At 62.7% G+C, this 24,886-nt stretch carries 31 protein-coding genes; 11 read left to right on the top strand and 20 right to left on the bottom strand.

Annotated features, from left to right (window positions below; genetic code table 11):
• Positions 1-85: 85 nt before the first annotated feature.
• The 7 genes from ACS0VV_RS05430 to miaA all read right to left on the bottom strand — a co-directional run bounded on the left by ACS0VV_RS05430 (position 86) and on the right by miaA (position 6,213).
• Positions 86-739, bottom strand: a complete 654-nt coding sequence (locus ACS0VV_RS05430) for a YceI family protein (protein WP_483531707.1) — start codon at positions 737-739, stop codon at positions 86-88.
• A gap of 100 nt (positions 740-839) precedes the next feature.
• Positions 840-1,439, bottom strand: coding sequence for a DUF4329 domain-containing protein (locus tag ACS0VV_RS05435; RefSeq protein ID WP_483531708.1), 600 nt, complete (start codon positions 1,437-1,439; stop codon positions 840-842).
• A gap of 19 nt (positions 1,440-1,458) precedes the next feature.
• Positions 1,459-2,478 carry a ketol-acid reductoisomerase gene (ilvC, locus tag ACS0VV_RS05440; RefSeq protein WP_483531709.1) on the bottom strand — a complete coding sequence of 340 codons (1,020 nt, stop codon included), beginning with the start codon at positions 2,476-2,478 and terminating at the stop codon, positions 1,459-1,461.
• Positions 2,479-2,487: 9 nt separating this feature from the next.
• Positions 2,488-2,880, bottom strand: a complete 393-nt coding sequence (locus ACS0VV_RS05445; protein ID WP_483531710.1) for a hypothetical protein — start codon at positions 2,878-2,880, stop codon at positions 2,488-2,490.
• Positions 2,881-2,885: 5 nt separating this feature from the next.
• Complete coding sequence (gene ilvN / locus ACS0VV_RS05450; RefSeq protein ID WP_483531711.1) at positions 2,886-3,401, bottom strand: acetolactate synthase small subunit; 516 nt, start codon at positions 3,399-3,401, stop codon at positions 2,886-2,888.
• 1 nt (position 3,402) lies between these two features.
• Entirely contained in the window at positions 3,403-5,145 is a 1,743-nt protein-coding gene (gene ilvB / locus ACS0VV_RS05455) for a biosynthetic-type acetolactate synthase large subunit (RefSeq protein WP_483531712.1), read from the bottom strand.
• A 117-nt stretch (positions 5,146-5,262) separates the two neighbouring features.
• Entirely contained in the window at positions 5,263-6,213 is a 951-nt protein-coding gene (gene miaA, locus ACS0VV_RS05460; RefSeq protein ID WP_483531713.1) for a tRNA (adenosine(37)-N6)-dimethylallyltransferase MiaA, read from the bottom strand.
• On the opposite strand from miaA, the gene serB reads away from it, so the two are divergent.
• Positions 6,206-7,087 (top strand): phosphoserine phosphatase SerB, encoded by an 882-nt coding sequence (serB, locus tag ACS0VV_RS05465; protein ID WP_483531714.1) that lies wholly within the window; start codon positions 6,206-6,208, stop codon positions 7,085-7,087. The genes miaA and serB overlap by 8 nt on opposite strands.
• Before the next feature lie 135 nt (positions 7,088-7,222).
• Here the strand turns inward: serB and ACS0VV_RS05470 are convergent, their stop codons facing one another.
• The 3 genes from ACS0VV_RS05470 to ACS0VV_RS05480 form a co-directional block, all read right to left on the bottom strand.
• Positions 7,223-7,909: a nitroreductase family protein gene (locus ACS0VV_RS05470; protein WP_483531715.1), complete on the bottom strand. Its 687-nt coding sequence runs from the start codon at positions 7,907-7,909 to the stop codon at positions 7,223-7,225.
• Between the two features lie 82 nt (positions 7,910-7,991).
• Positions 7,992-10,223 carry a phosphoribosylformylglycinamidine synthase subunit PurL gene (gene purL / locus ACS0VV_RS05475; protein WP_483531716.1) on the bottom strand — a complete coding sequence of 744 codons (2,232 nt, stop codon included), beginning with the start codon at positions 10,221-10,223 and terminating at the stop codon, positions 7,992-7,994.
• A 72-nt stretch (positions 10,224-10,295) separates the two neighbouring features.
• On the bottom strand, positions 10,296-10,697 hold the full coding sequence (locus ACS0VV_RS05480) for a DUF2177 family protein (RefSeq protein ID WP_483531717.1): 402 nt from the start codon (positions 10,695-10,697) through the stop codon (positions 10,296-10,298).
• 62 nt (positions 10,698-10,759) lie between these two features.
• Between ACS0VV_RS05480 and ACS0VV_RS05485 the strand changes: the two genes are divergently transcribed.
• From ACS0VV_RS05485 to ACS0VV_RS05530, 10 genes are all read left to right on the top strand, one after another.
• Positions 10,760-11,005, top strand: a complete 246-nt coding sequence (locus ACS0VV_RS05485; protein WP_483531718.1) for an exodeoxyribonuclease VII small subunit — start codon at positions 10,760-10,762, stop codon at positions 11,003-11,005.
• Complete coding sequence (locus tag ACS0VV_RS05490; protein WP_483531719.1) at positions 11,005-11,916, top strand: polyprenyl synthetase family protein; 912 nt, start codon at positions 11,005-11,007, stop codon at positions 11,914-11,916. The genes ACS0VV_RS05485 and ACS0VV_RS05490 overlap by 1 nt, the downstream gene beginning before the upstream one ends.
• On the top strand, positions 11,913-12,428 hold the full coding sequence (gene coaD / locus ACS0VV_RS05495; RefSeq protein ID WP_483531720.1) for a pantetheine-phosphate adenylyltransferase: 516 nt from the start codon (positions 11,913-11,915) through the stop codon (positions 12,426-12,428). The genes ACS0VV_RS05490 and coaD overlap by 4 nt, the downstream gene beginning before the upstream one ends.
• A 179-nt stretch (positions 12,429-12,607) precedes the next feature.
• Positions 12,608-13,318 (top strand): peptidylprolyl isomerase, encoded by a 711-nt coding sequence (locus ACS0VV_RS05500; RefSeq protein ID WP_483531721.1) that lies wholly within the window; start codon positions 12,608-12,610, stop codon positions 13,316-13,318.
• A 30-nt stretch (positions 13,319-13,348) separates the two neighbouring features.
• Positions 13,349-14,380, top strand: coding sequence for a tRNA preQ1(34) S-adenosylmethionine ribosyltransferase-isomerase QueA (queA, locus tag ACS0VV_RS05505; RefSeq protein WP_483531722.1), 1,032 nt, complete (start codon positions 13,349-13,351; stop codon positions 14,378-14,380).
• Between the two features lie 46 nt (positions 14,381-14,426).
• On the top strand, positions 14,427-15,374 hold the full coding sequence (locus tag ACS0VV_RS05510; RefSeq protein WP_483531723.1) for an ABC transporter ATP-binding protein: 948 nt from the start codon (positions 14,427-14,429) through the stop codon (positions 15,372-15,374).
• Positions 15,374-16,141, top strand: a complete 768-nt coding sequence (locus ACS0VV_RS05515; protein ID WP_483533504.1) for an ABC transporter permease — start codon at positions 15,374-15,376, stop codon at positions 16,139-16,141. The genes ACS0VV_RS05510 and ACS0VV_RS05515 overlap by 1 nt, the downstream gene beginning before the upstream one ends.
• Before the next feature lie 18 nt (positions 16,142-16,159).
• Positions 16,160-17,119, top strand: a complete 960-nt coding sequence (locus ACS0VV_RS05520; protein WP_483531724.1) for a DUF481 domain-containing protein — start codon at positions 16,160-16,162, stop codon at positions 17,117-17,119.
• On the top strand, positions 17,109-18,245 hold the full coding sequence (tgt, locus tag ACS0VV_RS05525; RefSeq protein ID WP_483531725.1) for a tRNA guanosine(34) transglycosylase Tgt: 1,137 nt from the start codon (positions 17,109-17,111) through the stop codon (positions 18,243-18,245). The genes ACS0VV_RS05520 and tgt overlap by 11 nt, the downstream gene beginning before the upstream one ends.
• 6 nt (positions 18,246-18,251) lie before the next feature.
• Positions 18,252-18,554 carry a chorismate mutase gene (locus ACS0VV_RS05530; protein WP_483531726.1) on the top strand — a complete coding sequence of 101 codons (303 nt, stop codon included), beginning with the start codon at positions 18,252-18,254 and terminating at the stop codon, positions 18,552-18,554.
• Between the two features lie 72 nt (positions 18,555-18,626).
• On the opposite strand, the gene rpsD is transcribed toward ACS0VV_RS05530, so the two are convergent.
• The 10 genes from rpsD to ACS0VV_RS05580 all read right to left on the bottom strand — a co-directional run bounded on the left by rpsD (position 18,627) and on the right by ACS0VV_RS05580 (position 24,874).
• The gene (gene rpsD / locus ACS0VV_RS05535; RefSeq protein WP_483531727.1) at positions 18,627-19,241 is read right to left on the bottom strand and encodes a 30S ribosomal protein S4; all 615 of its coding nucleotides are present in this window, start codon (positions 19,239-19,241) and stop codon (positions 18,627-18,629) included.
• Between the two features lie 308 nt (positions 19,242-19,549).
• The gene (locus ACS0VV_RS05540) at positions 19,550-19,834 is read right to left on the bottom strand and encodes a hypothetical protein (RefSeq protein ID WP_483531728.1); all 285 of its coding nucleotides are present in this window, start codon (positions 19,832-19,834) and stop codon (positions 19,550-19,552) included.
• A gap of 72 nt (positions 19,835-19,906) precedes the next feature.
• Entirely contained in the window at positions 19,907-20,254 is a 348-nt protein-coding gene (locus ACS0VV_RS05545) for a hypothetical protein (RefSeq protein WP_483531729.1), read from the bottom strand.
• Between the two features lie 77 nt (positions 20,255-20,331).
• Complete coding sequence (locus ACS0VV_RS05550) at positions 20,332-21,054, bottom strand: RNA methyltransferase (RefSeq protein WP_483533505.1); 723 nt, start codon at positions 21,052-21,054, stop codon at positions 20,332-20,334.
• Positions 21,038-21,529: a transcriptional regulator NrdR gene (nrdR, locus tag ACS0VV_RS05555; RefSeq protein ID WP_151974460.1), complete on the bottom strand. Its 492-nt coding sequence runs from the start codon at positions 21,527-21,529 to the stop codon at positions 21,038-21,040. The genes ACS0VV_RS05550 and nrdR overlap by 17 nt, the downstream gene beginning before the upstream one ends.
• 6 nt (positions 21,530-21,535) lie before the next feature.
• The gene (locus ACS0VV_RS05560) at positions 21,536-21,772 is read right to left on the bottom strand and encodes a hypothetical protein (protein ID WP_483531730.1); all 237 of its coding nucleotides are present in this window, start codon (positions 21,770-21,772) and stop codon (positions 21,536-21,538) included.
• 5 nt (positions 21,773-21,777) lie between these two features.
• Positions 21,778-23,085 carry a serine hydroxymethyltransferase gene (gene glyA / locus ACS0VV_RS05565; RefSeq protein WP_483531731.1) on the bottom strand — a complete coding sequence of 436 codons (1,308 nt, stop codon included), beginning with the start codon at positions 23,083-23,085 and terminating at the stop codon, positions 21,778-21,780.
• 13 nt (positions 23,086-23,098) lie between these two features.
• The gene (gene rpiB / locus ACS0VV_RS05570; protein ID WP_483531732.1) at positions 23,099-23,524 is read right to left on the bottom strand and encodes a ribose 5-phosphate isomerase B; all 426 of its coding nucleotides are present in this window, start codon (positions 23,522-23,524) and stop codon (positions 23,099-23,101) included.
• Between the two features lie 57 nt (positions 23,525-23,581).
• On the bottom strand, positions 23,582-24,250 hold the full coding sequence (locus ACS0VV_RS05575) for an AAA family ATPase (protein WP_483531733.1): 669 nt from the start codon (positions 24,248-24,250) through the stop codon (positions 23,582-23,584).
• Positions 24,251-24,334: 84 nt separating this feature from the next.
• A complete protein-coding gene (locus tag ACS0VV_RS05580; RefSeq protein ID WP_483531734.1) occupies positions 24,335-24,874 on the bottom strand; it encodes a pseudouridine synthase in 540 nt (179 codons plus the stop codon).
• Positions 24,875-24,886 lie beyond the last annotated feature (12 nt).

The raw sequence follows: 24,886 nt of genomic DNA on the forward strand, positions 1-24,886 counted from the left end.
GGAAGCGGCAGAGCGTCCAGACACGAAAATGGGCGCTGCACACTTTTTGTGCGCAGCGCCCGTGTTTCATGCAGCAAAAGGTGCCTTATTGCTTTTCGAACGCGACAGTAATGTCGAGCACCACTTCATCGCCGATGGCGGGCACGGCGTAGTCCATGCCGAACTCGCTGCGCATGATCGTCGTGGTGGCGTGGAAGCCGACCGTGGTGCGCTGGTTGAATGGATTGTCGCCGCTGCCCGAAAACTCGGCGTCGAGCATCACCTGGTTGGTCTGCCCGTTAATGGTCAGATCCCCGATGATGTGCGCGGTCGTCTCGCTGGTCTGGTGGATCGCGGTGGAGACGAAGCGGGCATCATCCGCATCGGGGCCGAAGAAATCGGGCGCGCCGCCATCGGCACCGGGGCGCAGCATATGTTCGCGCAGGCCACTGCTCACCACAGCGAGCGAGTTGATCGGGATGCGCACATCAACCGACGTGTTCGCCATGTTCTCGGTATCAAGCTCCAGCGTCCCCTCGGCATCGCCGAACAGGCCGAAATAGTCGTTGAAGCCGAAATGGCTCACCCGCCATTCGACCAGCGTGTGCGAAGGATCGGTGGCGTAGGTGCCGGACTCGACGCTCGCGGGATCGAGCGACTGGAAGACCGGCGGATTGTCATTGGTAACGGCGAGCGAGGCGGTCGCGCCGAACGCGGCAACCGCGCCAGAAGCGGTAAGGGCGAGAATGGTCTTGCGCATGGGGAACTCCTTGAAACCTGCGTCCCGCGAAGGTGGGGATCACACGCTCAATGTCCAAGGAGGAAAACTTGTTCCGGCCAAGGCGCAGCTTTCGCCCGCCCTAGCACGCACCCCAAGCGCTTTCGGCGCGTTCGCGCAGCGCCTCGAGCGTGTATTGCTCCGCTAACGGCGGGCCGCTGCATTCGCGGTAGTCGGGATCGCTGGGCAGGCAATCCTCGCCGCACACCTGCCGCGCGACGCCGGTTGCGCCATCAATATGCCAGAAGCGCCCGCCGGGCGTGGCGACAAAGCCGTCCATTCCGCTTGCCATGTCCCCTTCGACATCGATCAGCGAGGGGACTTCGCTGTCATAATCGGGATTGAAGCCCGCATGGGTGTGATAGGTGGCCAGCGGATAGAGCGTGCGCACGTCGAAAAAGGTGATGTCGCAGCTTTCGTGATCGCCCACCAGCACGGTGCGCGAAACTATTTCGCCATCGGCATTCTCGGCCAGCAGGCCGCAAAACTCCTTGTCCTCGGCGAAGGAATCGCGCTGCACCTGCGCCAGTTGCGCGCGCGCCGCTTCTTCGATCGCGGCATCGCTGACGGTGCGCTCGTAAATCTCGTTTCCGAGGTTCTCGCTCGACTGGAACAGCACGACGCCCGCCCACAGCGCCCCGCAGACGAGCAGGGCGATGAGGGTGAAGCGGTTGTCGTTCATTACACCGCCGGACTAGCGGCTAGTTGCGGGTCTTATCAACCAGCTTGTTGGCGGTGATCCACGGCATCATCGCACGCAATTGCGCGCCGGTCTGTTCGATCGGATGTTCGGCCTGACGCTTGCGCGCGGCCTTCATTTCCGGATTGCCGACGGCGTTATCGAGCATGAAGCGCTGCACGAATTTGCCGCGCTGGATATCGTCGAGCACGCGCTTCATCTCGGCCTTTGTTTCATCGGTGATGATGCGCGGGCCGGTGTGATAGTCGCCATATTCGGCAGTGTTGCTGATCGAATAGCGCATATTGGCGATCCCGCCTTCATACAGCAGATCGACGATCAGTTTGGTTTCGTGCAGGCACTCGAAATAGGCCATTTCGGGGGCGTAGCCCGCTTCCACCAGCGTTTCGAAACCGGCCATAATCAGATGGCTGATGCCGCCGCACAGCACGGCCTGCTCGCCGAACAGGTCGGTTTCGCATTCTTCCTTGAAATTGGTTTCGATAATGCCGCTGCGCCCGCCGCCAACACCGCTGGCATAGGCCAGCGCGATATCATGGGCGTTGCCGCTGGTGTCCTGATGGATGGCGATGAGGCAGGGCACGCCGCCGCCGCGCTGGTATTCGCTGCGCACGGTATGGCCGGGGCCCTTGGGTGCGATCATGATGACGTCGATATCGTCGGTCGGGTCGATCAGACCGAAATGCACGTTGAGACCGTGGGCAAAGGCGAGCGCCGCACCCGGCTTCATCTTGCCTTTCAGATCATTCGCCCAGATCGCCGCCTGATGCTCGTCCGGAGCGAGGATCATCAGAATGTCGGCGATTTCCGCGGCTTTTGCGTTGCTGACGACTTCGAACCCGGCCGCCTCTGCCTTCTTCGCGGTGGCGGAGCCTTCGCGCAGGGCAATGCGCACATCCTTCACCCCGCTATCGCGCAAGTTCTGCGCATGGGCGTGGCCCTGCGAGCCATAGCCGAGCACGACGATGGTCTTGTCGGTGATGAGGTTGAGATCGCAATCGGCGTCGTAAAAGGCTTTCATCGGGTAATCCTACGGGTTCTGTGTGATGTAATGGGCGGAGAGCGTGAGCACTCCGATGATGGTGATGAGCGGCCAGCCGATATGCTGCCCGCGCGAAAGAATGGCGTCGCCAATCCCGGCGACGAGATGCACCGCGCCAATGGCAAGGAGGAGGTTCGGCACCGCGATATCGCCATAGGCCGAGAGCGCCAGCACCGCCGCCACGCAGAACCACAGCAGCGTCGTCCAGTGCCACGCAAAGCGCGTAACCGCGCGGGCGAGCGGGCTTTCCATTAACGGCATACCGCTGGCGAGGATCGGCTGGATCAGCCGTTGTTCGCCAAGCACGGAATGCACCAGTGCGGTAATCGCGCACAAGGCAGCTGCCATCAGCAGCAGAAAAGCTGGATTTACGTATTCCATAGTGTTCAGGCCCCTTCGGCTCCGCGCATCATGCCGACTATGCCCGAGCGCCCGACTTCCACCAAGCCCAGCCCGCGCATCAGGGCGACAAAGCTGTCGACCTTGGTGGAGGAGCCGGTAAGTTCGAAAATGAAGCTTTCGGGCGTGGTATCGACCACGCTGGCGCGAAAAACTTCGGCGGTGCGCAGCGCCTCAACGCGGGTTTCGCCCGTGCCCTTGACCTTCACCAGCGCCAGTTCGCGCTCGACATGCGGGCCTTCTTCGGTGAGGTCGATCACGCGGTGGACGGGTACCAGCCGCTCAAGCTGCGCCTGGATCTGGTCGATCACCTGCGGCGGGCCGCCGGTGACGATGGTGATGCGGCTGATCGCGTGATCCTCGCTGATATCGGCCACGGTCAGGCTGTCGATATTGTAACCGCGCGCGGTGAACAGGCCGGTGATCTTGGCGAGAATGCCCGGCTCGTTATCGACAACAACGGTGAGGACGTGGCGCTCTGAAGCGCGGTGCTGGATTTTCATGTTACACCAAGGCCTTCGCTTCGTCTTCCATCGTGCCGCCGACCAGATCACCGTAAAGCAGCATATCGGTATGCGCCGCGCCCGAGGGAATCATCGGGAAGCAATTCGCGTCCTTGGCCACCTGGCAATCGACGATCACCGGCCCGTCATGGTCGAGCATCGCCTGAATGCCTGCATCGAGGCCCGCCTCGTCAGTAATGCGGATGCCTTTCCAGCCATAGCTTTCGCCCAGCTTCACGAAATCGGGCAGGCTGTCCGAATAGCTGTTCGAATAGCGGCTTTCATAGGTCAGCTCCTGCCACTGGCGGACCATGCCCATATATTCATTGTTGAGAATGAAGATCTTCACCGGCAGGCGGAACTGGCTGGCGGTGCCGAGCTCCTGGATATTCATCTGGATGCTGGCTTCACCGGCAATATCGATCACGAGGCTGTCCGGATTGCCCAATTGCGCGCCGATGGCTGCAGGCAGGCCGTAACCCATCGTGCCAAGGCCGCCGCTGGTGAGCCATTTGTTCGGGCCCATAAAGCCGAAATATTGCGCCGCCCACATCTGGTGCTGGCCGACTTCGGTGGTGATGATCGGATCGCGGTGTTTGGTGAGGGCGAAAAGACGCTCCACCGCCAATTGCGGCATGATCGCGTCCTTGCTCGGCGGATAGGCGAGGCTGTCACGCGCACGCCATCCGGCGATGCGCGCCTTCCATTCGCCGAGGTCCTTGCTCTTCCTGTCGCCCCAGCACGAAATCATCTGTTCGAGCACCGCCGCGCAGTCGCCGACAATGCCGAGATCGACCGGCACGATCTTGTTGATGCTGGAGCGGTCGATATCGATATGGATTTTCTTCGATCCCGGCGAGAAAGCATCGAGCCTGCCCGTCACACGGTCATCAAATCGCGCGCCGATGCACACCATCACGTCGCACTGGTTCATCGCCATATTGGCTTCGAACGTGCCGTGCATTCCCAGCATTCCCAGCCAGTCGGGATGGTCAGCGGGGAAGGCACCGAGACCCATCAACGTGGAGGTGGTGGGTGCGCCGGTGATCGATTGGAGTTGCCGCAGCAGTTCGGTCGCTTTGGGGCCGGAATTGATAACGCCGCCGCCGGTGTAGAAGACGGGACGCTCGGCATTGGCGATCAGTTCGACCGCTTCGGCGATTTCGTCTGCCGAGCCGACCATACGCGGGTGATAGCGTTTCTTGCGCGGGGCAGGGCCTTCGCCTTGTTGCGCGGTGGCGATCTGCACGTTCTTGGGAATATCGATCACGACCGGGCCGGGGCGACCGGTTGTCGCAATTTCGAAGGCTTCTTCGATGGTTGCGGCAAGGTCTTCAGGGTCTTTCACAAGATAATTGTGTTTGGTGCAATGCCGCGTCAGGCCAACCGTGTCGGCTTCCTGAAAGGCGTCTGTCCCGATCAGGGGCGTGGGCACCTGTCCGGTGATGACCACCATCGGGATCGAGTCCATATAGGCATCGGCAATGCCGGTAATCGCGTTGGTCGCGCCGGGGCCGCTCGTCACCAGCACCACGCCCGGCTTGCCGGTAGAGCGGGCATAGCCTTCCGCCGCGTGCGCTGCGCCAGCCTCGTGCCGGACAAGGATGTGGCGGATGCGCGTGTCGGAAAACAGCTCGTCATAGATCGGCAAGACAGCGCCGCCGGGATAACCGAAGACGAATTCCACGCCCTGCCGCGCAAGGCATTCAACCAATATCGCAGCTCCGCTGCGTTCTTCCGACACGATAGCACTCCTCGGCTCTCAACGGACAAAAATGAACCCGGCAAGATCGCTCCTGCCGGGCCATAGTTCCGTTCTCTCGATCCGCGAAGTAGCTTTTCGAAAATGTCTTGTCAACAGCTAATCGTGAAATAATATGTCGAATTGTGCGCGAATATCGACGTTTCTTGGCTCTACGCGCGGCCATTCGGGCGGAGGCTGGTTGCGGAACCACGTATATTGCCGCTTGGCGAAATTGCGGGTGGATTGCTGGCCTGTCGCGATTGCCTCCTCTAGCGCGCATTCGCCGCGCACAAATCCGGCAAACTCGCGCACGCCGATGGCGCGCATGACAGGCAGATCGGGGTCGAGCTGGCGGGCGAGCAGGGCTTCGACTTCCTGCACCGCGCCATTGGCCGCCATGATCTCCAGCCGCCGGTCACAGCGTTCGTAGAGCCATCCGCGTTCGGGTAGCAGGATCAACGGGTGCAGCTCGATTGCGTCCCCAATCCCGCCGGTTTTGCGCTTCTGCCATTCGCCCAGCGTCACGCCGGTCGAACGGACGACTTCCAGCGCGCGGGCAATCCTTTGCGAGTCCAGCGGGGCGAGCATTGCGGCACGTTCGGGGTCTTCCGCACTCAGAGCGGAATAGGCATCGCCCACATCCAGAGCCCGGATTTCGGCGCGGATGTGAGGATCGATAGGCGGGATGGGAGCAATCCCGTCGAGCAACACTTGCAGATACATACCTGTGCCGCCGACCAGTATCGGTAGGTCGCCCGCAGAATGCGCGCTTGCAATCTCGGCCTTAGCCTTCTCCGCCCAATCCACTGCCGAACACGCCTGCGCGCCGTCCCATGTGCCGAACAGGCGATGCGGCACGCCTTGCATCTCTTCTTCGTCGGGGCGGGCGGACAGCACGCGCAAATCGGCATAGACCTGCGCGCTGTCGGCATTGATCACGACCGCGCCCGCATCGCGCCCGCTTTCCCACGCCTTTGCCAGTTGCACCGCCAGATCGGACTTGCCGCTCGCGGTTGGCCCTGCAATGAGCGCGACCTTGTTTTGCGCAGGAGTTGCCGAAGTGCTCATCGCCCGTCTGATAGCAGACCCCGCCACACTGGAAACCCGCCTCGAAGCGATGACGGCGGCGTTGGCCGGCGGCGAGGCGCCGGTGGCGCACGCGGCGATGCTCGATTTCTGCGGCGACGTGCTGCAGATCGAAAGCCCGGGCAGCAATAAGGCTGCGTTCCGCGCCGCGCTGGACGCGCATTTCCCCGAAAGCGACGCGATTGTGGCGACCGCGCCCTTCGCCCTCCCGCGGATCTTTGTCTCCGACATGGATTCGACCATGATCGGGCAGGAATGCATCGACGAACTCGCCGATTTCGCCGGATTGAAGGACAAGGTGGCCGACATCACCGAGCGGGCGATGCAGGGCGAGCTCGATTTTGAAAGCGCTCTGCGCGAGCGGGTTGGCCTGCTGGCGGGGCTGGATGAAAGCGCGATCGACCAGTGCCTTGCCGAACGCATCCGCCCGACGCCGGGGGCGCGGGTTCTGGTCGAGACGCTGAAGAGCCAAGGCTGCCGCACCGTGCTGGTGACCGGTGGCTTCCATCACTTTGCTGACCGTGTGGCCGAGCGACTGGGCTTTGAGCGGGTGGTCGGCAACCGGCTGGAGGTTGCAGGCGGCAAGCTCACCGGCGGACTGGTGGGCGTGATTGTCGATAGCTCGACCAAGGAAGCGGTACTGTGCGAGGAAACTGCCGCCTTGGGCGCTGATATTGTCAGCATGGCGGCGGGTGACGGGGCAAACGACATCCCGATGCTGCTAGCCTCAACCTACGGCATCGCCTACCGCGCCAAGCCCAAAGCCCGCGCGGCGGCGAATGGCTGGGTTGATCGCGGCGATCTGACCAGCCTGCTCAAGCTGCTGGAAATTCCGGAGAAGGATTGGGTGGGTTAGGCATCCAACGCGACTAACCACCACCGCTCATCCTGAGCTTGTCGAAGGATCGCTTTTCCTTTTGGCGAAGTCCCCCAAGTGAAGGACGATGCTTCGACAGGCTCAGCATGAGCGGGTTTTTGGGTTAGCGCGAACTCACAACCAGCTGGCAATCTGTTCGAGCGGCTTCTTGCGGATCGCGTGTTCCGGCACGGTCGCATTCTCGCCCGGCAGGCCCGCGACGATAATCATCAGCGGTTTTTCGTTCTTTGGGCGTCCGCACAGATCGCGCAGGAAACCCATGGGGGAGGGGGTGTGCGTCAGTGTCGCCAGCCCCGCCTCGTGCAGCGCGGTAATCAGCATTCCGCAGGCGATGCCGACGCTTTCATTGACGTAGTAGTTTTGCGTCTCGCCATCTTCATCGATCCCGCCGGTACGCTGCGCGAAGCAGGCGATCAGCCACGGCGCGGTTTCGAGATAGGGCTTGGACGCATCGGTGCCGATGGGGGCGAGCGCGTCGAGCCATTCCTCGCTCGCCTTGGGCTTGTCGCCATCCTCGCCATAGAAACGCCGTTCCTCGGCTTCGGCAGCTTCGCGAATGGCGCGCTTTTTCTCGGGCGAGTGGATCACCGCGAAATGCCACGGCTGATGGTTCGCGCCATTGGGCGCGGTGCCCGCCGTGCGGATCGCGTATTCGATGACTTCGCGCGGCACCGGCGCATCGGAGAAGTCGCGGCACGAATGGCGCGTCTTGAGCTGCTCGTAAGCGGCCTTGGCGCGGGCGATGCGTTCTTCATCCGAATAATCGGGCAACGGCGGAAAGGGGTGGTGGGTTTCGGTCATATCGTCATCCCGGCGAAGGCCGGGATCCAGTGCCGACCTGGTGATCTGGACCCCGGCCTTCGCCGGGGTGACGGTTACTGGCTTACCCCATCCACTCTGCAAAGAAGCTACGATGTGCCTTGCGCATCTCGTCAATGCTCACGCCCAGCAGGCTGTCTCCGCCAGTCGTGCCGATGCGGGTGAAACCCACCGCAGCCGTCTCGTCATTCTCGGTGCCCTTGGCGAGTGCTTCGTTGAAGGCCTGCGTATCGGGCACGGTGATGATGTAGCGGCCCTGATCCTCGCCGAACCACCATTGTGCAGCGGTGTATTTGTCGTCCGCCTGCACATCGGCGCCGATCCCGCTCGCCATCGCCATTTCGGCAAGCGCGACGGCAAGGCCGCCGTCGGAGATATCGTGCACCGCGCTCACCAGCCCGTCCGCGATCAATTCGCGCACGATGCGGCCCGCCGCCTTTTCCAGCGTCAGATCGACCGGCGGCGCGCGGCCTTCGTCGCGGCCAGGCACGGTGCTCAGCCAGAGCGATTTACCGAGATGCGAGCGGGAGGGATCGGGTGTCGCCCATGCCTCGGGTGCGATCAGGTAAATCGTTTCGCCCGCCGCCTTGAACGGCATCGTCATCATCTGCGCATAGTCGTCGATCAGGCCGACACCGCCGATGGCAGGGGTGGGCAGAATGGCCGAGCCACCGCCCGTCGCCTTGCTCTCGTTATAAAGGCTGACATTGCCCGAAACGATGGGGAAATCGAGATATTTGCACGCCTTGCCCATGCCTTCCAGCGCGTGGACAAGCTGCGCCATGATCTCGGGCCGCTGCGGGTTGGCGAAGTTGAGGCAGTTGGTCACTGCCAGCGGACGCGCACCCACCGCGCAGAGGTTGCGATAGGCCTCGGCAATCGCCTGCTTGCCGCCTTCATAGGGGTCAGCATGGACATAGCGCGGGGTGCAATCGGTGCTGATGGCGAGCGCCTTCTTCGTGCCATGCACGCGCACCACCCCCGCATCGCCGCCGGTCTGCAGCGTATCCGCGCCGACCTGGCTGTCATATTGCTCGCTGATCCAGCTTTTCGAAGCAAGGTTGGGGCTGGCGAGCAGCGTCAGCAAATCCGCCCCCGGATCGGCGCTGTCGGGCCTTTCGGTGATCGGCGCAATGCCGGCCCACGCGGCGTATTCCTCGCGGCTGATATAGGGCCGGTCATAAAGCGGCGCGTCGGCGGCGAGGGGGCCAAGCGGAATGTCGCACACGACTTCGCCGCCCCATTCGAGCACCATGTGCTGCGTGTCGGTGACTTCGCCGATGACTGCGAAATCGAGTTCCCACTTGCGGAAGATCGCTTCCGCCATGGCTTCCTTGCCCGGCTTCAGCACCATGAGCATCCGCTCCTGGCTCTCCGACAGCATCATCTCGTACGGCGTCATGCCCTCTTCGCGGCACGGCACCTTGTCCATGTCGAGCCGGATACCGGCCTTGCCGTTGGTCGCCATTTCGACTGACGAGGAGGTGAGGCCGGCTGCACCCATATCCTGAATCGCGACGATAGCATCGGTCGCCATCAGTTCGAGGCAGGCTTCGATCAGCAGCTTTTCAGTGAAGGGGTCGCCCACCTGCACCGTCGGGCGCTTGGCGTCGGCATCTTCCTCGAAATCGGCGCTGGCCATGGTCGCGCCGTGAATACCGTCGCGGCCGGTTTTGGAGCCGACATAGACGATCGGATTGCCCACGCCCGTCGCGGCAGAGTAGAAAATCTTGTCCGCATCGGCGACGCCCACGGTCATCGCGTTGACGAGGATATTGCCATCATAGGCGGGATGGAAATTGGTCTCGCCGCACACGGTCGGCACGCCGACGCAATTGCCGTAGCCGCCGATGCCTGCGACCACGCCTTGCACAAGATGCTTCATCTTCGGGTGATCGGGACGGCCAAAGCGCAGCGCATTGGCGTTAGCCACCGGACGCGCACCCATGGTGAAAACGTCGCGCAAGATACCGCCAACGCCCGTCGCCGCGCCCTGATAGGGCTCGATGTAAGAGGGGTGGTTGTGGCTCTCCATCTTGAAGATCGCCGCCTGACCATCGCCGATGTCGATCACACCCGCATTCTCGCCCGGGCCGCAGATCACCCACGGCGCTTCGGTAGGCAGCTTCTTGAGGTGCAGGCGCGAGGATTTGTAGGAGCAGTGCTCGCTCCACATGACCGAGAAAATGCCCAGCTCGACAAGGTTGGGCTCGCGCCCGAGGGCATGGAGCACGCGGTCATATTCTTCGGGGCTGAGGCCGTGCTGTTCGACCACTTCGGGGGTGATTTCGCTCATGGGACGCGCCTTAGCTCCGCATCACCCTGTTCGCTAGCCCTGTGGCACCCAGTTTCCCTCAAAAAAGCCTGTTCATGGGAAGAAGCGCAAAACCACCCAGCAACTCACCGCGCTCGCCACCCCCGTGGCAAATGTGCCCCAAGCGATGTCGGCAATAGAAATATGCGTCGCCCAAACCTTCATCACTGCCTGGCTGGTAAGGTCAAAGGTTGCATAGCAGACCAGACCCAGCAGCGCGCCGTTAAGCAGCGCCTGCAACACATTGCCGCTTTCGATCCCCGGCTTGATGCCGAACCACACCATGCCCGCGATGTAGATTGCGTAAAACGCCAGCGCCGGTCCCATACGGAAGCTGTCAGCCAATATCTCGCCGATGACAGGCCGGTAAAGGTTCGGCGCGGCCCAACGCAGCCAGAAGCTGTCGAGCACCCCGAACGCAATCGCGGCGGCGATATAGGCAATAATCCACTTCATATCCGGCTCCCCTTGGCTTGGCCTGCTTGACCCCGATGCACGTGCGGGCCAAAGGTTCCCGCATGGGAGATAGTCCGAACATTGCCGAAATGAGTTTCGAGGACGCGCTGCGTGCGCTCGAAGATGTTGTGCGCAAGCTGGAAAGCGGCGAGGCAAAGCTCGACGAGAGCATTGATCTCTACGAACAGGGCGAGAAGCTGCGCCAGCATTGTCAGGCGCGGCTCGATGCGGCGCAGGCGCGGATCGAGAAGATTGTCGCCGGGCCGGACGGCAAGGCGCAGGGCACGCAGCCCTTCGATACGGACTGATGGAACTCGTCGTGGCGAATGATATTCTGGGCAGCGGGCTGAAACGCATCCAGCAGGAAATCGACAACGCGTTCGACGCGCTCCTGCCGGTGCCGGAGGACAACTCCGCGCGGCTGGTGGAGGCGATGCGCTATGCTGCCATCGGCGGCGGCAAACGGGTGCGCCCGCTGCTGCTGGCGACGGTAGCCGAGATGTATGGCGCAAGCCGTGCCGCGGCGGTCTATGCCGGAGCCGCGATAGAGGCGATCCATGTGTACTCGCTGATCCACGATGATCTGCCGTGCATGGACGATGACGATATGCGCCACGGCAAGCCGACACTGCACAAGGCGTTTGACGAGGCGATTGCGGTGCTGGCGGGAGATTCGCTCCATGCGCTGGCGTTCGAGATTCTCGGCGGGCGGCAGGTGAGCAACGATCCGTGGATCCGCGCCGAGCTTGTCCATGCACTGGCAAGCGCGAGCGGCCACAAGGGCATGGCGGGCGGGCAGGTGATGGACATCGCGGCCGAGGAAGTCGGCGGCGATCTTGATCTGCACACGATTACCCGTCTGCAACAGCTTAAAACCGGCGCGCTGCTGTGCGCGGCGGTGGAAATGGGCGCGATCCTTGGCAAGGTTCCGGAAGAGGGGCGCTCGCACCTGCGCAACTACGCCCGCGATAGCGGCCTCGCTTTCCAGATCGCTGACGATCTACTCGATGAAGAGGGCGACGAGGCCAAGGCGGGCAAGGCGCTGCGCAAAGATGCCGATGCGGGCAAAGCGACGTTCGTCAGCCTTATGGGCGTCGATGGCGCACGCGCACAGGCGCACGCGCTGGCGGATCAGGCGATTGGCCACCTCGCCAGCCACGGCAGCGAAGCCGACCTGCTGCGCGCGCTGGCGAGGTTTATCGTGGAGCGGGACAGGTGAGCAGCGAACGCATCGGCCTCTATCCCGGCACTTTCGATCCCTGCACGCTTGGCCATGCGGATATTATCCGGCGCGGTGCCAAGCTGGTGGACCGGCTGATTATTGGCGTCACCACCAATCCCAGCAAAACCGCGATGTTCACCACCGATGAGCGGATGGAGATGATGGCGGCGGAAGTCGAACGGCTTGGCCTTACCAATGTCGAGATTCGCGGTTTCGATGCGCTGCTGATGAAATATGCCCGCCATGTTGGCGCGGGCGTGATCATTCGCGGCCTGCGCGCGGTCGCCGATTTCGAATACGAATACCAGATGGCCGGGATGAACCAGCAGATCGATGCCAGCATCGAGACCGTTTTCCTGATGGCCGACATCTCGCTGCAACCCATCGCCAGCAAGCTGGTAAAGGAAATCGCGCTCTATGGCGGCGACATCGCGCCATTTGTCGCGCCGCAGGTGAAGGTCGCTGTCGAGGCCCGTGTTGCCGAAATCGGGCGGCGGGGCGAGATATGAGAGGGTTTTCCCCTCCCGCTTGCGGGAGGGGTCAGGGGAGGGCCTGTCATTGTATCACCGCAATTTACATTCCCTCCCCCAGCCCCTCCCGCAAGCGGGAGGGGAGATGTTCATTGAACTGTCAGCCCGCCGCCACTAACACCGCGGGCATACTTAGGATTACAACCCGGATGGGATTTATGCTTCGCACTTTCGCGCTTTCGGCGCTTGCCGCTCTTACGATGGTTTCCACCGCCGCCAACGCGCAGGAAACCAACCTTCAGCCTGCTGTGGAGCAGGTGCAATCGGCCATTCCGCAATTCGGCGATATGCCGCTGCGCGTCAATTTCGACATGAATGAAGACCGCGAAAACATCCTCCTGCTTGACCTGTCGACCGGCGAGCGTGTGGCGATCCGCCTCGTCCCCGAATGGGCGCCCAATCATGTCGAGCGGATCAAGACGCTGACCCGCGACGGGTTCTACAACGGCGTGCCGTTCCACCGCGTGATCGATGGCTTTATGGCCCAGACCGGCGATCCGACGGGCACCGGGCAGGGTGGCTCGACGTTGCCCGATCTGGAAGCCGAGTTCAACTTCCTCCCCCATGTGCGCGGCACCGTGTCGATGGCGCGCGAGGGTGGCAATGAAGACAGCGCGAACAGCCAGTTCTTTATCGTCTTCTACCCGACCTTTGCGCTCGACCGGAACTACACCAATTTCGGCCGCGTCATCCACAATATGGCCGCCGTCGACGCGATTTCGCGCGGTGAGCCTCCGGCAAACCCCACGCGGGTGTTGCAGGCCTCCATCGCGGCGGACAACATCCCGCAAATGATGCCGCGGCCCGATGCTCCGGCGGAGGATGAAGTCATCACCCTGGATATGCTCAACGCGCCAGCAGGCAATTAAGCCTTTCCCGACTGGTGGGGCACGCGTTCGGTGAAGGTTGACCTGTTCGATTTCGATCTGCCGCAAGAGCTGATCGCGCTGCGCCCTGCTGTGCCGCGCGATGCGGCGCGAATGCTGCTGGTGCGCGGGGACGAGCCGCTGGCTGACAAGGGCGTGCGCGACCTGCCCGACCTGCTCGAACCCGGCGATGTGCTGGTGTTTAACGACACCCGGGTAATTCCGGCACAATTGGAGGGCAGGCGTGGTGAGGCGAAGATCGGCGTCACGCTGCACAAGCGCGAGGATTTGCGCCGTTGGCAGGCCTTTATCCGCAATGCCAAAAGGGTGAAGGAAGGCGACGAGCTGGTGTTCGGCGGCGGCGTCACTGCGACAGCCGAGGCCCGCCATGCCGATGGCTCCTTCACGCTCTCCTTCGCGGGCGAGGAGCCGGTCGAAGTGCTGCTCGAGCGGGCAGGCACCATGCCACTGCCACCCTATATCGCAGGCAAGCGCGCCACCGATGAACGAGACCGCGAAGATTACCAGACGATGTTTGCGCGCGAGGACGGGGCGGTGGCCGCGCCCACGGCGGCGTTGCATTTCACCCCCGAACTGATCGCGGCGCTGGATGCGCGCGGGGTGAAGCGCGAGACGATCACGCTCCATGTTGGCGCGGGTACATTCCTGCCGGTAAAGGCCGAGGATACGGACGATCACGCGATGCATTCCGAATGGGGCCGTATCACTGCCGATGTCGCTGAAAGGCTGAACGCTGCGCGCGCGGCGGGTGGACGGATCATCGCGGTGGGCACCACCAGCCTGCGCACGCTGGAAAGCGCGGCGGCGGAAGACGGCACCATCCAGCCCTTTGCCGCCGATACCGACATTTTCATCACGCCCGGCTATCGCTTCAAAGCTGTAGACGGGCTGATGACCAATTTCCATTTGCCGAAATCAACGCTGATGATGCTGGTGAGCGCACTGATGGGCCGCGAACGGATGCTGGCGGCCTACGCGCACGCCATTGAGCACAAGTACCGCTTCTACAGCTATGGGGATTCGAGCCTGTTGCTGCCGCGCTGACGGGCAACACTTGTAATCCGAAGGCCATCCGCCGATGTGTGCTGCGATGAGCGAAACCATTCTCGATATTCGCGGGCTGGAGAAGACCTATTCCGGCGGGGTGCAGGCGCTCAAGGGCGTTGATCTGGCGATCCGCCGTGGCGAGATTTTCGCGTTGCTCGGCCCCAATGGCGCGGGAAAGACGACGCTGATCGGCGCGGTGTGCGGGCTGGTGCGGCCGACGGGCGGTGCGATGCACGCATTCGGGCTCGATATCGCCAAGCACTGGAAGACCGCGCGCCGCCGTATCGGGTTGGTACCGCAGGAACTCAGCTTCGATATGTTCGATACGGTGATCCGGCAGGTGCGCTATTCGCGCGGTATGTTCGGCTGCCCGCCCGACGAGGCGAAGGTAGAGGATATCCTCAAGAGCCTCAGCCTGTGGGACAAGCGCGACGCGCAAATCCGCCAGCTTTCGGGCGGGATGAAGCGGCGCGTGATGATCGCCAAGGCGCTAAGCCACGATCCCGAGCTGCTGTTCCTAGATGAACCGACAGCGGGCGTTGATGTCGAATTGCGCCGCGATATGTGGCGGCAGATTGACGCGCTGCGCACGCGCGGCGTGACGATCATTCTCACCACCCACTATATCGAAGAGGCCGAGGAAATGGCCGACCGCGTGGGCGTCATCAATGCAGGCGAGATCCTGCTGGTGGATGACAAGGACGCGATGATGGCGCAGCTCGGCCGCACCGAAGCGCATTTCGAGCTGGCGCAGGCGATGGTAGCGGTTCCAACGAGCCTCTCCGCCTATCCGCTGCACCTGGAGAAGGACGGACGAAGCCTCGTCTATCGCGGCGGTGATGGCACAGGGAAGGGCAAGCGCGAGGTCGCCGAGCTGGCGCAGGAACTCACCCGTCAGGGCATCGCCTTCACCGGTCTCGACACCCGCGAGAGCACGCTGGAAGACATCTTCGTCGACCTTGTCCACCAGCGCAAAGAGGAGGCGGCGTGATGCATCTCAATCTGCGCGGCGCCTATGCCATCTTCAAGAACGAGCTGATGCGGATGTTCCGCACCGCCTTCGGCTCGATCCTTTCGCCCGTCATCACCACTTCGCTCTATCTCGTCGTCTTTGGCGCGGCGATGGGGCGGCAGGTCGAAACGACCGCGGGCGTGCCCTATGGCGCGTTTATCGTTCCCGGCCTGCTGATGCTCACATTGCTCAGTGAAAGCACCAGCAATGCGAGCTTCGGGATCTATATGCCCAAATTCACCGGCGCGATTTACGAGCTGCTGTCGGCCCCGGTAGGCGTGATCGAGACGCTGATCGGCTTTGTCGGCGCGGCGGCGGTGAAGTCCTTGATCCTTGCGGCAATCATCCTCGGCACGGCGGCGCTGATTATCGACTACCAGATCGCCTATCCGGTGCTCGCCTTCTTCTACATTCTGCTGGTGGCGGCGACCTTCTCGCTGCTCGGCTTCATCATCGGTCTGTGGGCGAACAGTTTCGAAAAGCTGCAAATCGTGCCGCTGCTGGTGCTCACCCCGCTTACCTTCCTTGGCGGTACCTTCTACACGCTTGATATGCTGCCCGAGCCTTGGCGTTCGATCTCGCTGGTGAACCCGGTGGTCTATCTGGTGAACGGTCTGCGCTGGACGTTTATCGGCGAGTCCGACCTGCCGATTGGCGTTTCGCTCGGCGCAACGCTGGCTTTCCTCACAGTGTGTGTCGGCATTATCGCGTGGATATTCAAGACAGGCTGGCGTCTGCGCGAATGACGCGTTAGCAGGCGCAGCATGACCAGACTGCTTTTCCTTTCTGCTCCGCTCCTTGTACTCGCCACCCCTGTTTTCGCGCAGGAGGAGGCGCCACCGCTACCCGAAGCGGCCTCCGCGATGATCGAGGCAGCGATTGCCAGTGGCGATGCTGATGACGTGCAGGCAGTGTTCAATGCCGCACGCGCTGCTTTCCCGCAAAGTGCTGCGCAGATCGATGCGCGCTTCCAGGCCTATCGTGCGGAGCGGGCGCAGGCCGCCGCTGCTGCGGCTGCAGCCGAGCAGGAGGCGATCCGGCAGGCGGGCTTCTTCGACAATTGGGGCGGGGAAGGGCAGATCGGCGGTTTCCAGTCCTCCGGCAATACCGACGAGATAGGCGTGTCCGCCGCGCTGGCGCTCAACCGCAACGGGATCGACTGGCAGCACCGGCTGCGCTTCGCCGCCGATTACCGCCGCCAGGATGGCAGGACCACGCGTGAGCAATTGCTCGCGCAATATGAGCCGCGCTACCAGATCGATGAGGGCCTGTTTGCCTTCGGCCTTGCGCAGTTCGAGCGGGATAACCGCCAAGGCTATGCCGAACGCTATGTCGTTTCCGGCGGTCTCGGCTACCATGTCATCGACACCGACCGGCTCGACCTGTCGATCAAGGCAGGCCCGGCCTACCGCGTCACCGATTTCACCGATGGGCGCCGCAACCAGAATCTCGCCGCGCTCTTCGGCGTCGATTTCGACTGGCAGATCACCGATTCGATCAAGCTAACGCAGGACGCCAATTCCACAGTCGAAACCGGCGGTGAGGCGCTGGTGGTGATCGACAGCGCGAACACCAGCATCACCGCGACGACCGGGCTTGAAGCCTCGATCATCGGCAATCTGCGCGCGCGCGCGTCTTGGGCGATCGAGTATGACAGCAATCCCGGCGTTGGCGCTGAAACGACCGATACGCTCACCCGCTTCACGCTGATCTATGGCTTCTGAGAAACCGAGATTCCGGTTCACGCTTAACGCGACCGATGGCCGTGCGCGCACCGGGCAGATCGAAATGCGGCGCGGGACGATCCGCACGCCCGCCTTTATGCCGGTGGGCACTGCCGCAACGGTAAAGGCGATGAAGGTGGAGGATGTGCGCGCAAGCGGTGCGGACATTATCCTCGGCAATACCTATCACCTGATGCTGCGCCCGGGTGCAGAGCGCGTTGCCAAGCTGGGCGGCCTTCACCAGTTCATGCGCTGGAAGCGCCCGATCCTCACCGATAGCGGCGGCTATCAGGTGATGAGCCTGTCCGATCTGCGCAAGCTGACCGAGAAGGGCGTGGAATTCCGCAGCCATATCGATGGCTCCAAACATATGCTCACACCCGAACGCAGCATGGAAATCCAGCGCTTGCTCGGCTCCGACATCGTGATGGCGTTCGACGAATGCCCGCGCGCCGACCGGCCGATGAAGGAGATCGAGGCGAGCATGGAGCTTTCCATGCGCTGGGCGCAGCGCAGCCGCGACGGTTTCGACAGCGGGCTGGAACATGCATCACGCTCGGCGCTGTTCGGCATCATGCAAGGCGCGTTGGACGAGAGGCTGCGCGGCCGCTCGGCAGAGGCGCTGCGGGCGATTGGTTTTGATGGTTACGCGATCGGCGGGCTTGCTGTGGGTGAGGGGCAGGAGGCGATGTTCGGCGTGCTCGACTATGCGCCCGCAATGCTGCCCGAAGACGCGCCGCGTTATCTGATGGGCGTTGGCAAGCCCGACGATCTGGTCGGCGCGGTCGAGCGCGGGGTCGATATGTTCGATTGCGTGCTGCCCACGCGATCTGGCCGCAACGGGCAGGGTTTTACGTGGGACGGTCCGGTCAATCTGCGCAATGCCCGCCATGCGGAGGATACCGGACCGCTCGATCCGCGCTGCCCGTGCCCGACCTGCACCAATTACAGCCGCGCCTATCTGCACCATCTGCACAAGAGCGGCGAGATTTTGGGCGCGATGCTGCTCACCGAACACAATCTCAGCTTCTATCAGCAGTTGATGCAGGCGATGCGCGATGCCATTAGCGCGGGCACATTCGATGATTTCGCCCGAAACTTTCGCCGCGACTACCTGAAAGCCTGACGCATAATGCCCAAACTGCCCGATGACTGTTCCACCATGCCCGAAGTGCGCGAAGGCGTGGATGCGACCGACCGCGAGTTGGTCGCGCTGCTGGCGCGGCGCTTTGGCTATATGCGCGCGGCGGCACGGATCAAGCCGAGCCGCGATGTGGTTCGTGACGAGGATCGCAAGGCGGCGGTTATCGACGCTGCGAAGGCCGAGGCGCGCGCGGCGGGCCTGCCTGAGACGGTGATCGGCGATATTTGGGAGATTCTAGTCGAAGGCTCCATCGCCTACGAATTTGACGAGTGGGATCGCACGCGGGCCTAACCGCACGAGCACATGACAAACAAAAAGGGCGGCCCCGCAGGACCGCCCTTTTTGTTTTGCTGTCCCGCAGGATTAGCGCGAGTAGAACTCGACGACCAGGTTCGGTTCCATCGTCACCGGATAGGGCACTTCGTCCAGCGTGGGCACGCGGATGAAGCTCACCTTGTCGTTGCCGTCCACAGCAACATAATCGGGGATGTCACGCTCGGGCAGGCTCTGCGCCTCGATGACCAGCGCCATTTCCTTGGCCTTGTCACCCAGCGAAATCACATCGTTCACGTCGCAGCGGCGCGAGGCGATGTTGCACTTCACACCGTTCACCTTGATGTGACCGTGGCTGACGAGCTGGCGCGCGGCGAAGATCGTCGGCGCGAACTTGGCGCGGTATACGATCATGTCGAGGCGACGCTCGAGCAGGCCGATGAGGTTCTGGCTGGTGTCGCCCTTCATGCGGCTTGCTGCCTTGTAGGTCGCCTTGAACTGCTTTTCGGTGACGTCGCCGTAGTAACCCTTCAGCTTCTGCTTGGCGCGCAGCTGCAGGCCGAAGTCGGACATCTTCCCCTTGCGGCGCTGGCCGTGCTGGCCGGGGCCGTACGAACGCTTGTTGACCGGGGAATTCGGGCGACCCCAGATGTTTTCGCCCATCCGGCGGTCGAGTTTGTGCTTGGCGCTGGTGCGCTTCGTCATGAGACGTATCCTTTAATCTGCTGGGCTACCCCAATGGCAGCCATTCAACCCGGCATCGCACCGCCTGACCTGCTGCCAGACGCGGCCACCGCTTCACCGGGGTGCGGAGCCAATTTGTCGCGAAGGCGCGCACATAGCTGCACGCACGCGGAAGTCAAGCGCGGAGCAGGAGACGGTTGCCCTATTTGCGCTGCGAGGGGGAAGGCACGCTGTGGGTTGCGTTCCGGGGGAGCACAAAATGGTGTTCTGCCAGCGGCTGCTCTGCGCGTTGGAACGCGAGATCGGTCAGGAACAGCGCAAAGCTGCGATCAGCTGCGGGCGTACCACTGGCTGAGCCAGATAGCGCGCATCCGGTTGTCTGCCGCTTCATCGGCTTCGATGCGGTCGAAGACGGCCTGCCATTCCGCGGTGGCCATGCATACGGTGCGATGGCTGGCGGAGCCTTCGGGCAAGGTCATGCAGTGCGCCTGCCCACCCGAATCTCCGGCGATAGCCGCAGCCAGAACGGGCGAGACGTAGGTATCTCCGGCGCGAAGCAGCGGGTCGTCCAGCGCCACGGGAAACAGTAGAGCGGCAGCGGCAATAAGCGACATGACATTTTCTCCCTTAATTTCAGACGAGTAGACGCCTGGCCGCATGAACCCTTTATGAATGCGCCGCCAATCTCAGATCGGAGGTACGATCGGGAAACCGTTGGCGTCGACCTCGACCGGTCCCGGGCCATCATAACGGTGATCGTTGACGACTTCCTGGTTGTTCTGCCGTTGCTCTTCCATCTCGTTGCGGGTCATACAGACACGCTCGCGGAAGCGGGTGCCGGTTACGCGGATAATGCGGCAACGCTCGATCTCGCCTTGGTCGATTTCGCCGGTAACGACGATCTCGTCTTCGGTCGTCTCTTCCTCGGCAACTTCGGTGGCAGGCTCTGTAGCATCTTGCGCATGGGCTGCAGAAAAACTCCCGCCAGCACACAAGGCGGCGATCACGGTGAAACTGGCGATGCTCTTGCGCATGGTCTTTCTCCGGGCTGGTTTGAAACCGGCAGGCTGCCCCAATCCATTCGCGGTGTCAAATGCTTGGAGACAATCACTTATTTCCGCGGCTTCTCCAGGGCGGAGAGGACGCCGCGCAAGGTGCGCACTTCAAGGTGATTCCAGCCGGGCTTGGTCAGCACCCCACGAAGTGTACGCCGCGTGGCCTCGGCGCGGGCTTCGGGGAAGAAATAGTCGCGCGGCTCGAGCATCCGCTCCAGATGCGCGATCAGGCCCTCTAGCTCTTCCTGCGGGGCGGGGGGCAGCAGATCTTCCTGCGTCGGGATCGCCAGATCGGCATTCTTGGACAGCTCATACGCCACCAGAATCACCGCTTGCGCCAGATTGAGCGAACCGAATTCGGGATTGATCGGCGCGGTCACGATCGTGCGCGCCAGTGACACGTCTTCGGTTTCCAGTCCCGACCTCTCCGGCCCGAACAGAAAGGCGCTGCGCCCGGCCTGCTGCGGCACTTCGCGCGCGGCCTGTTCGGGTGTGAGCACCGGCTTGGTCACGCCGCGCTTACGCACCGTGGTGGCATAGACGTGCGCGCAATCGGCCACCGCCGCTGCCGTGGTGTCGAAGACCTGCGCCTGCTCCAGCACGATATCCGCGCCCGAGGCTGCGGGCCCTGCGGAAGGATTGGGCCAGCCATCGCGCGGGGCGACGATGCGCATTTCGGTCAGCCCGAAATTGAGCATGGCGCGCGCGGCCTTGCCGATATTCTCGCCCAGTTGCGGGCGGACAAGCACGATGACGGGTGGCTCAGCTTCCAGCGGCATCGCGTCCACCGGCTTCTTCCACGGCGCTGGCAAAGTCCTGGAAATCCTTCGCCTCGCTGAAATCGCGATAGACGCTGGCGAAGCGGATATAGGCGACGCTGTCCAGTTGCCGCAGCCCGTCCATCACCATCTGGCCGATGCGTTCGGAGGCGATTTCGCTTTCACCGGCGGTTTCCACTTGCCGCTGGATGCCGGAGACAAGCTGGTCGATCCGTTCCTGCTCGATCCCGCGCTTGCGCACGGCGAGCGCGACCGACTGTTCGATCTTGGAGCGGTCAAACGCCTCGCGCCGCACCTCGCCACCATCGCTGCCCGATTTGACGACCGTTACCTCGCGCAATTGCACCCGTTCGAACGTGGTGAAACGCGCACCGCACCCCTCGCACTGGCGACGGCGGCGGATCGAGGTGTTGTCTTCGGTCGGGCGCGAATCTTTGACCTGACTGTTGTCATGCGCGCAGAAGGGGCACCGCATGAAGGTTTACGGTCTGACCCGCTTGTACAGCATGAAGCCCGCACCCACGACCAGTCCGATGGGCCACGTGACAATCGGCAGAATGCCCGCCGCAACAGCGCCGACAGCAGCGCCCACGGCCACCGGCTTCACCGATGGGTGCGAGAGACCCTCGCGACCCATGGCTTTGGCTTCCTCTACCGCATCCTTCAGGATGTAGCGGTCGATATCGTTATCGTCTCTGCGACGCGGATCGTTCGTCATGTCTCTTACATTCCCGGATAGACGGGGAAATTCGCGCACAATTCGCCGACTTCGCGGCGAATGCGCTCTTCCACCTGTGCATCACCATCTTCGCCGTTGCGACTCATCCCTTCGACGACCTGGCAAATCATAGCACCGATCTTGCGGAACTCGGCAGGGCCAAATCCGCGCGTCGTGCCTGCGGGCGTGCCGAGGCGGATGCCGCTGGTCACAAACGGGCTGCGCGTGTCGAACGGAATGCCGTTCTTGTTGCAAGTGAGATAGGCGCGGTCGAGGCCCTTCTCCGCCGCCTTGCCGGTCACATCCATCGCGGTGAGATCGACCAGCATGGAGTGGTTGTCCGTGCCGCCCGAAACAATGCGCAGACCGTTTTCCTCAATACTCGCCGCCAGCGCGCGGGCGTTCTCGACCACCGCGTGCGCGTAGACCTTGAAGTCAGGCCGCAATGCCTCGGCAAAGGCGACAGCCTTCGCGGCGACAATATGCATCAACGGGCCGCCCTGCATTCCGGGGAAGACCGCCATGTTGAACGGCTTGGTGAACTTGTCGTCATTCCACAGGATGATGCCCGAACGCGGACCGCGCAGGCTCTTATGCGTGGTTGACGTCACGACGTCGGCATGGGGGAAGGGCGAGGGGTGTACGCCGCCCGCCACCAGACCCGAAATGTGGCTCATATCGACCATCAGGATCGCGCCGACCTCGTCCGCCACCTTGCGAAACGCTGCCCAGTCCCAGATGCGGCTATAGGCGGTGCCACCGGCGATGATGAGCTTGGGCTTGTGCTCCTTCGCGGTCGCCATCACCGCGTCCATGTCGATGGTCTCGCTGTCCTTGTCGACACCATAGGCGACCGGATTGAACCACTTGCCACTCATATTGACCGGCGAGCCGTGGGTGAGGTGACCGCCCGAATTGAGATCGAGCCCCATGAAGGTGTCGCCCGGCTGCAGCAACGCGAGGAACACCGCCTGGTTCATCTGGCTGCCGGAGTTGGGCTGCACATTGGCGAAATTGCAGCCGAACAGCTTGCAAGCGCGCTCGATAGCGAGCGTTTCCACCACATCGGCATAATCGCAGCCGCCGTAATAACGCTTGCCCGGATAGCCCTCGGCATATTTGTTGGTGAACACGCTGCCCGCCGCTTCGAGCACGGCTTTGGAAGCGATGTTCTCGGACGCGATCAGTTCGATCTTGTCGCGCTGGCGGGCGAGTTCCTTGTCGATTGCCGCCGCGATATCGGGATCGGCCTCGGCAAGGCTATCGCTCCAGAAGCGAGACATATCGGGCGTGCTGATTTCTTGGGTAGCCATAGGGGGTTCCGATTCAGGAAAGCTTGTCAACGCGGCGCTGGTGGCGGCCGCCGGCAAAGTCGGTTTCGAGGAAAGCGGCGAGGCAGGCCTTCGCCATTTCACCGCCGGTCAGGCGCGCGCCCATGGCGATGACATTCGCGTCATTGTGCTCGCGCGAGAGGGCGGCGGAAAAGGGTTCGGATACCAGCGCGCAGCGGATCGCGGGGTTGCGGTTACAGGCCATGGAAATGCCAATCCCGCTGCCGCACAAAGCCACTCCGCGCTCCGCCGTGCCTTCGGCAACGACTTCGGCGAGTTTGCGGCCATAGTCGGGATAATCGACGCTTTCTCCCGGCTCGGGGCCAAGATCGGCCACTTCGTGACCCTGTTCGATAAGCCAGTCGCGCAATTCGGCCTTCAGGTCGGTCGCGGCATGGTCGGAGGCTATGGCAATACGCATGGCAGGCGACATAGGCGAGGGGGAAGCGATTCTCCACCCTGCAGTCGTCCTTTTTCTTCAGCTCATGGAGCTAGCCGAGGCCTGGCCCTTTAGCCCCAACTGCTTCGCCGTCCATTTCCACAGTGCGGCGACTTCCTGAGCGGCTTTGCCATTGGCGTCAATCTCGGCGGCGACTTCGCCTTTGGCAGAGGAGCGGTGGAAGTCTGCGCGCTCGCCGAAAGTGACAGGGCAGGTTTCGAGGCCGAGCGCCTTGGCGGCTTCGGTTGCCTCGGCGATTTGCTTGGTGGCGCGGGCGGGCACGGCGTTGAGAACCACGAAAGCCTTCTTGTCGGCGAAGCGCACCATCTCCGCAATCGCTTCCAAAGCGTGCAGGTCAAAGGCGCGGGGGCGGGTGGGCATCAGTACAAGATCAGCGCATTTGATCGCCTCTCGCATGGCCGCTTCGGCGTGGGGCGGGGTGTCGATCACCGACAGGGCGAGGCCTTGTTTGGCGGCGTTCTCGATGGTGCGGGCGAGGCGGGCGGGGGGAGCAGTCACCACCGTTGGCAGGAAATCCCCGCGCCAGTCGCCCCATGCCGCAGCGGTGGCTTGCGGGTCGGTGTCGATGACGCAGGCCTGATACTTCGCCTCCACCGCGCGCGTGGCAAGGTGCAAAGCGAGCGTTGTTTTGCCCGATCCGCCCTTCTGGCTGACGATTGCGATGGTTTTTGAGGCTGGAGTGGGCACGCGGGACGATCCTTGATGTGATATTCGGGTCTGTCCTCTCCGCGTCCGCAGATGCCACAGCACGGCGCGGGAGTCTATTAAGACCTACGCCTCACGCCATTCGCCGGGTTGGAGATCGCCGAGTTCCCAATCGCCGATGCAGATGCGCACGAGGCGCAGGGTCGGGTGGCCAACCGCCGCCGTCATCCGCCGCAACTGCCGGTTTTTGCCTTCGCGGATGGTGAGCCTGAGCCAGCTATCGGGAACGGTTTTGCGGAACCGCACCGGAGGATCGCGTGGCCAGAGGTGCGGATCGTCGATATGCTCGGCCTCGGCGGGGCGCGTGCGGCCATCATTGAGATCGACGCCTTGCGCGAGCTGGCGGATGGCATCGGGCGCAGGCTCCCCCTCGACCTGCACGAGGTAGGTCTTTGCGAGTTTGAATTTCGGATCGGCAATCCGCGCCTGCAAGCGCCCGTCATCGGTGAGCAGCAGCAGCCCCTCGCTATCGCGGTCGAGCCTGCCTGCGGGATAAACGCCGGGAATGTCGATGAAATCGGAAAGCGTCGCCCGCTGCGTAGGACTGCCGCGATCGGTGAACTGCGACAGGACATTCATCGGCTTGTTGAAGAGGATTAGGGGCATCCGCGCATTTGG

The organism is Aurantiacibacter sp. KMU-128 (assembly GCF_056933515.1).